The organism is Acinetobacter sp. A22, from assembly GCF_030913345.1.
Classification (GTDB): domain Bacteria; phylum Pseudomonadota; class Gammaproteobacteria; order Pseudomonadales; family Moraxellaceae; genus Acinetobacter; species Acinetobacter junii.
Window position 1 is genome coordinate 1,648,230 of the sequence record NZ_CP133162.1, and the last position, 14,218, is coordinate 1,662,447.

11 protein-coding genes are annotated in these 14,218 nt (G+C 38.7%); 7 read left to right on the plus strand and 4 right to left on the minus strand.

What is annotated here, in order from left to right:
* The first annotated feature begins 3 nt into the window (after positions 1-3).
* The gene (locus Q9Q86_RS08140; RefSeq protein WP_004912587.1) at positions 4-807 is read left to right on the plus strand and encodes an rRNA large subunit pseudouridine synthase E; all 804 of its coding nucleotides are present in this window, start codon (positions 4-6) and stop codon (positions 805-807) included.
* Between the two features lie 60 nt (positions 808-867).
* On the opposite strand, the gene Q9Q86_RS08145 is transcribed toward Q9Q86_RS08140, so the two are convergent.
* The 3 genes from Q9Q86_RS08145 to Q9Q86_RS08155 all read right to left on the minus strand — a co-directional run bounded on the left by Q9Q86_RS08145 (position 868) and on the right by Q9Q86_RS08155 (position 6,129).
* Entirely contained in the window at positions 868-1,608 is a 741-nt protein-coding gene (locus tag Q9Q86_RS08145) for a hypothetical protein (RefSeq protein ID WP_004963298.1), read from the minus strand.
* A 163-nt stretch (positions 1,609-1,771) separates the two neighbouring features.
* On the minus strand, positions 1,772-4,003 hold the full coding sequence (locus tag Q9Q86_RS08150; RefSeq protein ID WP_042891140.1) for an NADP-dependent isocitrate dehydrogenase: 2,232 nt from the start codon (positions 4,001-4,003) through the stop codon (positions 1,772-1,774).
* A 422-nt stretch (positions 4,004-4,425) separates the two neighbouring features.
* Positions 4,426-6,129, minus strand: coding sequence for a M61 family metallopeptidase (locus Q9Q86_RS08155; RefSeq protein WP_004963304.1), 1,704 nt, complete (start codon positions 6,127-6,129; stop codon positions 4,426-4,428).
* Between the two features lie 170 nt (positions 6,130-6,299).
* On the opposite strand from Q9Q86_RS08155, the gene Q9Q86_RS08160 reads away from it, so the two are divergent.
* The 6 genes from Q9Q86_RS08160 to Q9Q86_RS08185 all read left to right on the plus strand — a co-directional run bounded on the left by Q9Q86_RS08160 (position 6,300) and on the right by Q9Q86_RS08185 (position 12,771).
* The gene (locus tag Q9Q86_RS08160) at positions 6,300-7,619 is read left to right on the plus strand and encodes a D-alanyl-D-alanine carboxypeptidase PBP6B (RefSeq protein WP_112986970.1); all 1,320 of its coding nucleotides are present in this window, start codon (positions 6,300-6,302) and stop codon (positions 7,617-7,619) included.
* Between the two features lie 93 nt (positions 7,620-7,712).
* Complete coding sequence (locus tag Q9Q86_RS08165; RefSeq protein WP_004912601.1) at positions 7,713-8,999, plus strand: NAD(P)/FAD-dependent oxidoreductase; 1,287 nt, start codon at positions 7,713-7,715, stop codon at positions 8,997-8,999.
* 122 nt (positions 9,000-9,121) lie between these two features.
* Positions 9,122-9,604, plus strand: coding sequence for a peptidylprolyl isomerase (locus Q9Q86_RS08170; protein WP_005402252.1), 483 nt, complete (start codon positions 9,122-9,124; stop codon positions 9,602-9,604).
* A gap of 112 nt (positions 9,605-9,716) precedes the next feature.
* Positions 9,717-11,159, plus strand: coding sequence for a deoxyribodipyrimidine photo-lyase (locus Q9Q86_RS08175; protein ID WP_112986969.1), 1,443 nt, complete (start codon positions 9,717-9,719; stop codon positions 11,157-11,159).
* 275 nt (positions 11,160-11,434) lie between these two features.
* Positions 11,435-12,136, plus strand: a complete 702-nt coding sequence (locus Q9Q86_RS08180) for a VIT family protein (RefSeq protein WP_112986968.1) — start codon at positions 11,435-11,437, stop codon at positions 12,134-12,136.
* A 179-nt stretch (positions 12,137-12,315) separates the two neighbouring features.
* Positions 12,316-12,771: a DUF2946 domain-containing protein gene (locus tag Q9Q86_RS08185; protein ID WP_227540273.1), complete on the plus strand. Its 456-nt coding sequence runs from the start codon at positions 12,316-12,318 to the stop codon at positions 12,769-12,771.
* Between the two features lie 170 nt (positions 12,772-12,941).
* Here Q9Q86_RS08185 and Q9Q86_RS08190 read toward each other — a convergent pair.
* Positions 12,942-14,107, minus strand: a protein-coding gene (locus Q9Q86_RS08190) for an IS3 family transposase (protein WP_087540997.1) whose coding sequence is annotated in 2 segments (ribosomal slippage) — positions 12,942-13,861 and positions 13,861-14,107 — 1,167 coding nt in all. Because the reading frame shifts where the segments join, the coding sequence is not laid out codon by codon here.
* Positions 14,108-14,218 lie beyond the last annotated feature (111 nt).

The following is a 14,218-nucleotide window of genomic DNA, read 5'->3' on the forward strand; positions in this document are numbered from 1 at the left end:
CATATGAAAATAGTTGTATTTAATAAACCTTTTGACGTGTTGTCACAGTTTCGTGAGGATGAGGCGCATTTAACGCTGTCACATTTTATCCACGATCCTGATTTACGTCTTGCGGGTCGCCTTGACCTCGATTCTGAAGGCCTCATGTTCCTGACTGATCACGGCGGTTTAAACCAGTACATCACCAATCCAACCAATAAAAAATTTAAAACTTATCTCGCACAAGTTGATGGTGATGTCACAGAAGAAGCGCTAGAACAGCTACGTAAAGGTGTTGAGCTTGCTGATGGTATGACACTCCCTGCAAAAGCAATTAAGGTTGATCAACCTGAGTGGTTGTGGGATCGTGATCCACCTGTTCGCTTCCGTGCCAACATCCCAACGAGTTGGATTGAACTTCAGATTTGTGAAGGTCGTAACCGTCAAGTTCGTCGTATGACAGCTGCTGTTGGTTTTCCGACATTACGTTTAATTCGTACTAAGATTGGTGCCATCGACCTTGTACGTTTAGGTTTACAACCTGGTGAACAAAAAGAGATCGAACCTTTACTTTATCCTGATTTTAAAGATCTTCCTGAAGATAAGCCTTATCGTTCTCGCTCATACGTGAAAAAACCAGGCGGCACTGGTGGTAAACCAATGCATCAGAAAAAGAAAGAAGGCGATAAAAAAGACCCAAATAAGAAGAAGTCTGGTACTAAGCGTATTTGGCAAATGGATGAAAGTGAGAAACCACGTCGCAAGACTAATGGCACAACACGACCAAATACCAAAGCTCCACGCGGACGTAGCCGAAATAGTCGTTAGAATTTAGATGTTTTAAAGCCCACGGAAGTGGGCTTTTTAAATTTGTATAGTTTGTATTTTCTATAAATCAGCTTTCTTCAAAAAGAGATTTACACCATAAAATGGATGGTTGGTTTGATATACATGAATAAGTAATTCATATTTTACTGAACGCCCATTTATACTTTCATAAAAAAAATCTAATGAATCTTCCAATTCTTTTTTTTGATTTAATTGATCTATTTGAAATTGTGCCAATTCAAATCTAATTTCCTCTGATGTAGATGCTTTTACGGTACTAAGTTTTTTTAAAATCTCCTTACTCTTCGGGTGTGTTATTCTCAAATTAAAAGCATCTCCTCCCAAATTTTCTAGAGTGTAATTGATCACAAGAAATACTATATTATGGTTAATATCTATCTTAGGATCTGTGCTACTGCCATAAACGGGAGAATTTACTTTAGATTGAGAAATAATAAATCTTGGTTCGAGCATCTTATGCTGTTCATCGAGTTGTTGTCTTTGAAGTTGCACTAATTCAACTTGCTGTTTTATCCCTTCTCTCATCTCATCAATCTGAAGTTGAAGCGCTCTTTCTTGTTGCTCTAAAGCTTTGGTATTTTGTTCTAATTGTTTGCCCTGCTGCATATACCCTAAAATCAACCAAAAGAAAGCAACGGGTGCAAAAACACCAGCTAAGAAATCTCCAAACTCATTCAAAGACTTCGGATGTTCTAAGCCTGTAAAAAGATAAATAAATACAATAATTGCAATCCAAATTACTGTAACAAGAATTCCAATAGTTAAACTTCTCTTATTCATAGATTTTAAAGAAATGAATTATAAATTTATGTTTTATTTAAATTTAAATAGATTATTAATAAACAGTCAAATTTAAAAATATCTTATTTATCAAATAAAAAACCGATGCTTTCGCATCGGTATTTTTACATTACCAACAGGTTTGTTAGTTCTGCATTAAAACTTAAATCGTTTCAAGCGTAGCATTAAAAGTTGAACTTGGACGCATTACTGCATTTACTTTTACTGGATCCACAGCGTAGTAACCACCAATATCAGCTGCTTTACCCTGTACTTCACTCAATTCAGCAAGAATTTTTTGCTCATTTTCAACTAAAGCTTTTGCAAGAGGAGCAAACTTCGCTTTTAACTCAGCATCTTCGTCTTGAGCAGCAAGTGCTTCAGCCCAATACATTGCTAAATAGAAATGACTACCACGGTTATCTAGCTCACCAGTACGACGTGATGGAGACTTATCGTTATCGAGCAGTTTACCCGTAGCTTGATCAAGTGTTTTCGCTAGTAATTTAGCACGTGGATTATCTTCTTTAAGACCTAGCTCTTCTAAAGATACTGCAAGCGCAAGGAATTCACCTAGCGAATCCCAACGTAAGTGGTTTTCTTCAACTAACTGTTGAACATGCTTCGGCGCTGAACCACCTGCACCTGTTTCATACATGCCACCGCCCGCCATTAACGGAACGATAGATAACATTTTCGCTGAAGTACCCAACTCCATGATTGGGAACAAGTCAGTTAAATAGTCACGTAAAATGTTACCAGTTACAGAAATAGTATCTAAACCACGAGCTACACGTTCAAGCGTATAACGCATTGCACGTACTTGTGACATGATCTGAATGTCTAAACCTTCAGTGTCATGCTCTTTTAAGTACTTCTCAACTTTCTTGATCAACTCATTTTCGTGTGGACGATATGGGTCAAGCCAGAAAATTGCAGGCATACCAGAGTTACGCGCACGACTTACTGCAAGTTTTACCCAATCGCGAATCGGTGCATCTTTCACCTGACACATACGCCAGATATCGCCTTCTTCTACATTTTGAGACATCAGTACTTCACCCGTGTCTAAATCTGTAATGTTCGCAATACCAGCTTCAGGAATTTCAAATGTTTTATCGTGTGAACCGTATTCTTCTGCTTTTTGAGCCATCAAACCAACGTTAGGTACAGTACCCATCGTTTTCGGATCAAAATTACCATTCCACTTACAGAAATTGATCATTTCTTGGTAGATACGTGCGAAGGTCGATTCTGGCATTACCGCTTTACAATCGTAAGGTTTACCATCTGCACCCCACATTTTACCGCCACCACGAATCATTGCAGGCATTGAAGCATCTACAATTACATCGTTTGGTGAATGGAAGTTGTCGATGCCTTTTGCTGAGTCAACCATTGCTAATGCAGGGCGATGTTCTTGGCAAGCATGTAAATCTTCAATGATTTCTTCACGAAGTGAGGTTGGTAAAGTAGCGATCTTTTCATAAAGACCAGCCATACCGTTATTGACGTTAATACCTAACTGATCAAATAACTTACCGTGTTTCTCAAATGCTTCTTTGTAGTAAATTTTCACACAGTGACCAAAAACGATCGGGTGTGAAACTTTCATCATTGTGGCTTTTACGTGTAACGAGAATAAAATACCTGCTTCACGGCAATCATCGAGTTGCTTCTCATAGAAGTCACACAATGCTTTTTTGCTCATGAACATTGAATCAATTACTTCGCCATCTTGAAGTGCTACTTTCGGTTTCAGAACAATCGTTTCACCACGCTTAGTAATCAATTCCATCTTCACGTTACGTGCACGATCAAGCGTCATTGATTTTTCACCATGATAGAAGTCACCTTCTTCCATGTGTGATACGTGGGTTTGAGACCACTGTTTCCATTCAGTCATCGAATGTGGATGCTTCTTCGCATAGTTTTTAACAGCAGCAGGCGCACGACGATCTGAGTTACCTTCACGCAATACAGGGTTTACAGCAGAACCAAGACATTTACCGTAACGAGTCTTGATTTCTTTCTCTTCATCCGTAGTAGGGTTTTCTGGATAATCAGGAATTGCATATCCTTTGGACTGTAACTCTTTGATACATGCTGTCAATTGAGCAACAGACGCACTGATATTCGGCAGTTTGATGATATTCGTATCTGGATCTTGAGTAAGGCGACCAAGCTCTGCAAGGTTATTAGCCACCTTCTGCTCATCACTTAAGTAGTCCGAAAATTCTGCAAGCACACGCGCTGCAACAGAAATGTCACTCTTGACAATTTCTATGCCAGCTGGCTTAGTAAAGGTCTCAATGATCGGCAGTAGCGAGTAGGTCGCCAATAACGGCGCCTCATCAGTCAGTGTATAAATGATTTTTGACTTTCCACCAGCCATATATAGCCCCTTGTGTTAAATTGAGTTTTTAGAAGCGAGCTTTTGGCCCAGCCTCTGCGAACCGGTTTGCTTGATTTAGGCCTGAGAGTATCAGTCTTGATCGCATCTCAGTCAACGCAATATCCTGTGATAACGACATTTCGCTACGAAATAGTAGTTGTGAGCTTAGGCATTTAGCCCTGCGAACCGGTTAGCTTAAATAAAACATGAGATTATCAGGATTCACACTAAGCCAGTCAATGTCATATCCTGTGATAACGACATTTCTTTAAGAAATACTACAAAACATATACTCTTCGTTATTTTAGAATTTGAAATGAATTTACAAATTATTATTTATTTCAATAATTTAATAGAAACAAAAACAAACACCGCTCAAGACTGTCATCTTGAGCGGTGTTTCTTTGAAAGCTTGGATAAGACTAAAGTTTTAGCCATGCATCCAGTTTGTTTTGATCTTCAATATTGAGTTCAACAGTCGCTAAGGTGTTTTCCCCTGCTATGAGTTCAAATTGCAATAACTCATCTCTACGAAATGCGTATGCATTATATGTCCCTGGCTGTTTAGCATACTTAGATAGTAGTTTTTCGGAAGCTTTTAAGCCATCGATTGCAATGATCACATCATTTGCAGATAAGCCTGCTTTTGCTGCAGAACTTTCTCGACGAACATTTTGAATAACAACACCTTCAGCTTTGTCAGTAACTTTTAAGCCGAATGGTAATGCTTTGTCATTTTTAAGCGTATAGCTCAAACCAAACTCAGGTAAAAGTTGATCTAGTGGTAATTCATCAGTGGTATTGATCAAATGATTAATCTGTTCAATCCAATTATCGCCAGTCAATTCATTACATAACTCAAAAATCGTGCGATCATTAACTTGTATGCCATTTTGAGTGTTTTCATACAAACGACGCATAAGTGCATCAAGATTTGAACCACGTAAACGTAAACCCAAATCTAAACACAATGCGACTAGACTACCTTTGTTGTAGTAACTCGTTCCTGCATTATTTGAGTTTTCATCCTGACGATAGAATTTAATCCATGCATCAAAACTTGACTCAGAAACAGATTGAATAAAACGTCCAGGATTCTGTAGATAACGGTCAATTTGAGCTTTTAATAAATCAAGATAAGACTTTTGTGAAATGACGCCACTACGCAACAAAATTAAATCATCGTAATACGAAGTAAATCCTTCAAAGATCCACAACAAACTGGTGTATGACTCTTTGTGTAGATCGTAATTTGCGAAATTCTCTGGACGAATAAATTTAACTAACCATGAATGGAAATACTCATGGCTACACAAACCCAAAAAGCGCTGATAGTCTTTTGATGGTTCTTCTGGTTCATTTGCTTTAGGCAAATCATCACGAGGTGTAATTAAGCTTGTGCTATTACAGTGCTCTAAACCACCATAACTATTGCCTGTTGCCATCGTCATAAAGGTATAGTTTTTAAAAGGTGCTGAACCAAACATATCTATTTCAGTACGGCATATTTTTTCAATATCTGCCTGAAGACGATTTAAATTAGTCGCGTGTTTGCCTGAAATCACAAACTCATGTGGGATACCATTTGCATCAAAGCTAAAACGGCTTTGCTCGGCTAACTCAAATGGACTATCGATTAGCTGATCGTAACTCTCTGCTTTTAAAGTAAAACGCCCCTTAACAAGACTCTTTGAAACTAGTCCTGTTGCCAGTTGGAAATGCTTTAATTCGCTTGGTAGAAATAGTTCTACTTCACATGGCGCATGTTCCTGATCTTGGAGACCTAGACAAACACACGCTGGGTTTACGTATAGTCGTGTTTGATCAACATAAGCACCACGTACGGATAAATCATATGCGTAGACATCATATTCAACAGTAATAAGCTCATGATCGGTATTAAACAAACGCCAGCGATTTTTCTCTGTTTTTTTAATTTTTAATAAGCGCCCAGCTTCGTCAGAAGCTTTTACCGATTCGATATGCTTAGAAAACTCACGAATTAAATAACTACCAGGAATCCAAGTCGGTAACCATAATTCTTGATTAGGGTTAGCCAGAAAACGAAGGGTGACGTGAATCAGATGTTGGCGATAATCGTCGAACTCAATTTGATAGTGCAACATAATTTAAGATCATAAAAATAAGAACGGTTTCACACAGCTTAGCATTTTTTTACAAAGTCATGCGTAGATGTCGTAATTGTCAGCAAAAGTGGCTGGATTCTCCACTAAAAAAGTCATAGGATGCTTTTTTCGCATTCCATGCCCATGGATCGGCTGCTCAAGGTGTACTCGTGAAATTCATCCTCTCCCTCTTTACGTTCTTTAGCCTATTGTGTGTAAATCTTGCACATGCAAGCTTACTCAAAATAGCGCCTGAAACGGTCGAAGCACAAGCATGGTCTATTGTCGATGCGCAGTCTGGACAAATTATTGCCGAGCACAATAGCCACGTTCAACGTGCCCCTGCTTCACTCACTAAGATGATGGTTGCTTATATCGCATTAAAAGAAATTGAGGCAGGAAAATTACGTAAAGAAGATATCTTAACGGCTACACCCGTTGTAAATACGGTCATGTGGGATGAGTCCCAAATGTATTTAAAAACGGGCGAAAAAATTTCAGTTGACCAACTACTGGCAGGACTCATTGTCATGTCTGCAAATGATGCAGCTGTTACACTAGCCGAGAAAATCTCAGGTAGCGTCCCTCAATTTGTTGCTCGTATGAATCAAGAAGCACAAGCTCTTGGGATGAAAGATACACATTTTAGTAATCCTGCTGGAATTACAATGCCTGATCACTATTCGACAGCAGCAGATTTAGGTTTATTAGCCAAAGCCATCGTTCAAGATACGCCTGAATATTTATATTATTCAAAAATGCCTAGCTTCAGTTATAACCAAAGATTCCATCATGCAACTAACCTCGCACTCAAAATGGATCCGACCGCAGATGGTCTCAAAACAGGTTATACCAAAGCTGCTGGTTATAATTTGGCACTAACAGCAGAGCGTCCAACATTCAATCCTGATGTCGAGAAACGCCGTTTAATCGTTGTGGTTTTAGGGACACCTAGTGCTGTAAAACGTGCTGAAGTCGCACACAAGTTAATGAATCTCGCATTTACTTATACACGGGTTGAAGTTGTAATCCCTAAGCACCGTTTAATTGCAGAACTTCCTGTAATTCGTTCAACGCTAAAAATGTTCAGAGTAGAAACACAACAACCTACTATTGTGACAACTTCTCTTTATGATCGACCAATGCCTATTGATCTGAATACATTTAATCTTTTAACTCAGCGCATCCACCTAGTTGACGCAAATCAATTGGTCACTACAGTTGAACCGCTCCAAAGTACCAATACACATATCAATATTGAATTGAATGAACAGCATTTGACAGCGCCGCTGATGCAAGTCATGAACTTAGCGACAGTTTCGGTTTATCAGAATAATCAATTGATCCGAAGTCTCCAGATTGAAAATGATGTACAAATTGAAGAAGCTAATATTTTTCAAAAAATTATGATCTGGTTTTCTAATTTATTTTCATTTTTTTCAACAAATGACAGTCAGAGTGCCAAACTCTACCCATTAAATCAAGGGTAGAAACTCGACTATTTTTCTCAAGATTAACCACAGAATCCAGTGAAAAGGATGGCATAATCGGACCATCCTTTCACAAAAATAATTAGGTTGATCATGAGCAAAACCTTACATCATATCGTGATTGTGGGTGGTGGCGCAGGTGGTTTAGAACTTGCAACACAGTTAGGTGAACGTTTTGGCAGACGAAAGAAAGCTAAAATTACCCTAGTTGACCAAAACCTCACCCATATTTGGAAACCTCTACTACACGAAATTGCCGCTGGCTCGCTTAACCCCCACGAAGAACAAACCAATTATTTTGCACATGCAGAAAAACATCACTTTGAGTTTGTACTCGGTAGCCTCGTCGCAGTTGATAAAGATCAAAAACAAATCACGCTTTCCCCTCCTCAGCTTTCTAAAGAACACACCCCTGTCATTCAAGATCTCAATTATGACACCTTAGTTCTCGCCGTGGGATCTGTGTCGAATGACTTTGGAACTGAAGGTGTACGTGAATATTGTCACTTCTTGGATAGCCGACAACAAGCAGATGTATTCCAACAAGATTTATTCCACCTTTATATCGAAGCTCAAAATCAGTCAACTGAACGTGCTTTAAATATCGGTATTGTTGGTGCTGGCGCTACAGGTGTTGAACTTGCTGCCGAATTGATTGAAACAACGAAAAACTTTTATCGTTACGGCTTGAAAAAAATCGACCCTAAACAAGTCAAGATCACTTTAATCGAAGCCTCAGATCGCATCTTACCCGCATTGAATGAGAAGACGGCTGCACACAGCGCCAAGCAACTCAAGAAAATGGGTATTGATGTTTTGACTGAACATAAAGTTCAAAAAGTAGATGAGTCAAACGTTTATTTTAGTAATGGTGAAGTTTTACATTCAGACATTACCGTTTGGGCTGCTGGGGTTAAAGCACCTAAAATCTTAGAAACACTTCATGACTTTAAGCGTGACAAGATTAATCGTTTGATGGTTTATGCAACACTACAAACGCAGACTGATCCAAATGTATTCGCTTTTGGTGATTGTGCAAACTGTCAGCTAGATGCTCGTCAACCACCACTCGGACCTCGTGCTCAAGTCGCTAGTCAACAAGCAACTTTTTTAGTTGACGCTATGGCAGCGCGTATTGCAAGCACACCACAACCGATGTTCAGCTTTAATGACAAAGGTTCATTGGTTTCCTTAAGTCGTAATCAGGCTGTGGGTGAACTACTCGGCGATGTTAGCGTACAAGGGTTTATTGCAAAAACCATGTACGTTTCCCTTTATCGACTACATCAAGCCAACATTCACGGCTACACACAAGCAGGCATGCTGACGATGAAAGATTTTCTAACTCGTCGTGTACGTCCAAAAATTAAGCTTTATTGAGTTGAAATCTTAAATTTCGTTCCCATTTATAACGAAATAGTTTCAAAAAGTGGAAAATAGTCAACAAAATCTATTTTTCACTTTATGATATACATCTAAATTGATTGAATGGATCAAACAACATGACTGCTATTGCAAATAACCACGTGGTTTCATTCCACTACACTTTAACAAACGCTGAGGGTGAAACACTTGATCAATCTCAAGGTGAACCACTTGCATATTTGCACGGCGCAGGCAACATCATCCCTGGTCTAGAAAATGCTCTTACAGGTAAAACTGTTGGTGAAAAATTCACTGTAAACGTACCTGCTGCTGAAGGCTACGGTGAATATAACCCTGATCTAGTTCAAGAAGTTCCAGCTCAAATGTTCCAAGGCGTGGATAACATCCAAGCGGGCATGCAGTTCCAAGCTCAAACTGATGATGGCGTTCAAATCGTAACTGTTAAAGCTGTTGAAGGTGACAACATTATCGTTGATGCGAACTTCCCATTAGCTGGTCAAGATCTTACTTTCGAAGTTGAAATCGTTGAAATTCGTGATGCGACTCAAGAAGAGTTAGATCACGGTCACGTACACGGTGTAGGTGGTCACCACCACTAATTCCTCTGTGAATTAGAACATCTCAAAAAGCAAAGCCTCGGCTTTGCTTTTTCTTCACATAAGCACTTATAAAATATAAATAATAATTTTTAAAGAAATTTATAGAATTGCTATGTCAAATACTTATCAATTAATCTGGTTCCGCCAAGACCTCCGCGTCCGTGATCAGGCTGCTTTATGGCATGCCCGTCAGAATGGTCCATGTATAGCGATTTGTATTCTGTCACCTGAACAATGGCAACGTCATGACGATGCGGATATTAAAATTGATTTTTATTTGCGCCAACTTTTAGAGCTAAAAACAGAACTTTCCAAACTACAGATCCCTTTACTCATATTTACTGTGCCTCTTTGGGATGACATTGCGGAGTTTTTTGTTGATCTCGCAGAAAAATTACCATTTGAAAATGTGTATGCCAATATTGAATTTGGCTTCAATGAACTCAAACGCGATAATGAAGTACAACAAAGTTTAAATCGTCAAAAAAAACAACTGATACTGTTTCAAGATCGAACGCTGTTTCCAGTTGCAAGTATTCGAACTCAATCGAATCTACCCTATCAAGTTTTTGGTGCTTTCAAAAAAAGTTGCTATCAACGCTTAGAACTCGGTTTACCTCAGTGTTATCCAATCCCAGAAACCCAAGCACCCATAGAGTTTGATTTTTGTCAACTACACCAAACAGATTTACAGCACATCCAAAATCACTATGCTGACAAAATTAAAGACAAAAATGCGAGTGAATGGCGAGTGGGTGAAAAACATGCGAGAAACCTACTCAATCAGTTTGTTGAAAAACGAATTATTCAATATAACGCTTTACGGGACTACCCTTCGGTTAAAGGAACTAGTCAACTTTCTGCTTATTTAAATATTGGAATTATTTCAATTCGTCAGTGCATTCAAGCAGCATTTAGACATCAACAAGGTGATTTTGTTATCCAGTCCGAAGGACAACAAACGTGGTTAAATGAATTATTATGGCGTGAGTTTTATCAACATATATTATTTGATTTTCCACAAGTTTCTAAGCACTTGCCTTTTAAAGCTGCAACACAGAATGTTCAATGGCGTGATGATAGCGAAGGTTTTGAAAAATGGAAACGAGGACAAACAGGTATTCCAATTGTTGATGCGGGTATTCGTCAACTTCTTTCTACAGGTTGGATGCACAACCGAGTTCGCATGATTTGTGCCATGTTCCTAACTAAAAATCTATTAATTGATTGGCGTAAAGGTGAACAATGGTTCATGCAAAACCTGATTGATGGCGATCTAGCTGCAAATAATGGCGGTTGGCAATGGTGTGCATCCACTGGAACTGATGCAGCTCCCTATTTCCGAATTTTTAATCCAATTAGCCAATCGCAAAAGTTCGATGAAAATGGCGTTTATATTCGACGTTGGGTACCAGAACTAACTCAACTAGATGCCAAACGCATTCATGAGCCTTATGCCCAAAATACCGCATTGAAATTAGATTATCCCCATCCAATTGTTGACTTAAAAACCAGTCGAGAACGTGCTATTCAAGCTTTCCAAGCATTATCATAAAACAGCACAATAGCCTTCTTACACTAAAGTTAAATAATGTGTGTATGAAGGTTTATTTTCAAATAATTATGGTTCACAACGAAAACTTCAAAGAAGAATCAAAGCATTAAAATGTCAAATTATTCACATATTATAACCAAGAGATCATCACGGTATCGTTAAAATAAGTTATTTTATAAGTATGATAAGTTGATGAATCATTGAAAAATTTAGCAATAATCACAGATAAATGACTTTAATATTTTTAACAATATTGATTAATTAAGAGTAAGCCTATGTCACATTCACATCATTCAGAACTTCATGTTATGCAACGTTCAGGGTGGCTCCGTGCCGCAGTTCTTGGGGCGAATGATGGAATCATCTCCGTCACGAGTTTAGTTATGGGGGTGGCTGCAAGCGGTGTTAGTTCTCATACTTTATTGATTACCTGTATCGCAGGATTAATCTCAGGTGCTACATCTATGGCTGCAGGAGAATATATTTCGGTTAAGTCACAAGAAGATATAGAAACATCTGATCTTCGAAGAGAAGCTAAAGAACTTGAGAAAAACCCTCATGCTGAATTAAAAGAACTGACTGAAATCTATATCTCACGGGGTTTAAATCCTGAACTTGCACATGAGGTTGCAACTCAATTAACTGCACATGATGCACTTGGCGCACATGCTCGCGATGAAATTGGAATTCACGAAAATACAGCAGCAAATCCCATTCAAGCAGCATTATCTTCCGCCGCATCATTTTCATGTGGTGCAGCACTCCCCATGCTCGCTATTTTATTAAGTTCAAATGAATGGGTATCAAAAACTGTTTTAATTACGGGTGTTCTGTCTTTGGCAGTTCTAGGTGCTTTATCTAGTTATTTTGCACGCACATCGATGCTTAAAGGAAGCCTAAGAATAGTGATTTGGGGCGTGATCGCAATGGCATTTTCAAGTTGGGTAGGCTCATTATTTAATCTGCAACCCTTGTAAGATAACCATTTTATTTTGACCAATCAATCAAACTACAAATTAATAATATATCCCAAGCATCATTAAGATTTTTTTCAAAATTAGGTGTATGATGACATATAACACAAAGCCTAGTTTGATGGTCTGAATTAACCAAAGACTAACTTTCTGGTTTGAAATGTCCAATGTAGAGAAGTGTCTTGATACATCGACTTGGGATATTGTTGGCTTTTGCAACAATTGCATTACAGATCGCTGTTTTTTTACAGCCTTTATTGCCAGAGGAATATCAAATTTCCCCTGCATGCGAGACTGTTTTGCTTCTGTCTACCCAAATAAAACAAAAATTACATCTACATTCGGAACAAGTTTTACATACTGATCACCACAGTTTGCATCTAGATCAGCCTCAAGCAGATTCTCATTCTGAGCAGCACCATCACGATCTTAATCACCAATGTCCTTTTTGTTTCTTTTATGGACACTTAGTTGCACCACCCACACTTGGGATTAAAGAAGTATTCGTGCGTGTACAAGTCCGATACTTGCATTTGTATCAAGTATTTATTGGTTTCTTCTTTTCACTACAACGTCTATTTCTCATCCCTCAAGGTCGAGCCCCGCCCTCTAAGTTCTCAATGTATTCATTTATTTAATCAATTATTGAGAATGTGAGTTTATCTATGCTTAATCATTTTTCTTTTGCTGATTTTCAGCAAGAGCGTGTTACACACACCCTTAAAAAAGCACTCTTTCACTCTGTTAATCAAAATATTTTGATCAGAGAAATGGAGGATTCATCATGGATTTAGGCTTAACGGTGATCCTAGACAGAATTGTGAACAATCGATCCCTCTAAATTCTTAAAATATTTCTGTTCAAAGGCTTCTGGACTTAACCAACCATTGGCAGAATGTCGCCTCATTCGATTGTAGTAAATCTCAATATATTCAAACAAGACAGCATTGGCTTCTTTTCTAGTAGTAAACACACTACCGTGTACCACATGACCTTTCAATGTATGAAAGAAGCTTTCTGTAACAGCATTATCCCAACAGTTCCCCTTGCGAGACATGCTTTGAATACACCCATTCGTCAATAGTATCGCTCTAAAATCACGACTACAGTACTGTGATCCTTGATCTGAGTGAACCATCACCCCCTTTGGATAACCCTGACGTGCCATTGCATAATTAAATGCGTCACACACCAATTGACGGTCTATTCGATAGCTGGTTTGCCAACCCACAATACGACGGCTAAACAAATCTAACATCACGCATAAATATAACCAGCCTTCTTTGGTTCGAATGTATGTAATGTCTGTCGTCCATACCCGATTCGGCTTTGTGACGGTAAATTGGCGATCCAATAGATTGGGAGCTGTAGGCAAACGATGATTTGAATCTGTCGTATGTTTATATTTACGGGAAATTTTACTGCGTAACCCGAGATGCTTGAGCATTCTTCCTACCGTACGTTCGCTCAGGTTATAACCCAAATCATGCATATCATGAACTAGTGATGGGGCACCTAAGCGAGCATGATGGTACCAATACACTGCTTTTAAATCCTTATATTTCTGAGCAGTATCAACTCGTCGCTTACGCCAAGCATAATAACCAGAAGGGCTGACGGCTAAGTATTTACAGGCGGAAGATATAGTGACTGCCTTTTTCATCGTTAAATCCGCTATTACCGTGTACTTTTCTTGGTTTGATCGGCGGTCAGAAAGTACACATGCGCCTTTTTTAGAATATCATTGGCTTCCTTGAGTTGTCTGTTTTCCTTCTCAAGTTCAACAATACGTTGTTGTTCTGGTGTAAGTTGTCGTTTACTGGTTCCAGCCAGATTCATTGCACGTACCCATTTATCTAGTGTTGAATAACCCACACCTAACTTCCTGGCTATGACAGCTAATGGTTCATGTGTGTTTGCTAGTGCGTACTCTATCGATTGTTGTTTAAATTCAGGACTAAAGCGTTTCGCCATTTCTTGTATCTCCAAAGTTAACTTTACGTTAGCTTTAGAGGGACTATCTGTCCATTATTTTGGCTAGGATCACCATTATTATTTGCCATTTTTTAAGCATTTAAGCTATGT

Bases quoted from the DNA above. Each gene is read 5' to 3' on its own strand.
- Q9Q86_RS08140 (WP_004912587.1), top strand. From the start codon at position 4: ATGAAAATAGTTGTATTTAATAAACCTTTTGACGTGTTGTCACAGTTT.
- Q9Q86_RS08145 (WP_004963298.1), bottom strand. From the start codon at position 1,608: ATGAATAAGAGAAGTTTAACTATTGGAATTCTTGTTACAGTAATTTGG.
- Q9Q86_RS08150 (WP_042891140.1), bottom strand. From the start codon at position 4,003: ATGGCTGGTGGAAAGTCAAAAATCATTTATACACTGACTGATGAGGCG.
- Q9Q86_RS08155 (WP_004963304.1), bottom strand. From the start codon at position 6,129: ATGTTGCACTATCAAATTGAGTTCGACGATTATCGCCAACATCTGATT.
- Q9Q86_RS08165 (WP_004912601.1), top strand. From the start codon at position 7,713: ATGAGCAAAACCTTACATCATATCGTGATTGTGGGTGGTGGCGCAGGT.
- Q9Q86_RS08170 (WP_005402252.1), top strand. From the start codon at position 9,122: ATGACTGCTATTGCAAATAACCACGTGGTTTCATTCCACTACACTTTA.
- Q9Q86_RS08175 (WP_112986969.1), top strand. From the start codon at position 9,717: ATGTCAAATACTTATCAATTAATCTGGTTCCGCCAAGACCTCCGCGTC.
- Q9Q86_RS08180 (WP_112986968.1), top strand. From the start codon at position 11,435: ATGTCACATTCACATCATTCAGAACTTCATGTTATGCAACGTTCAGGG.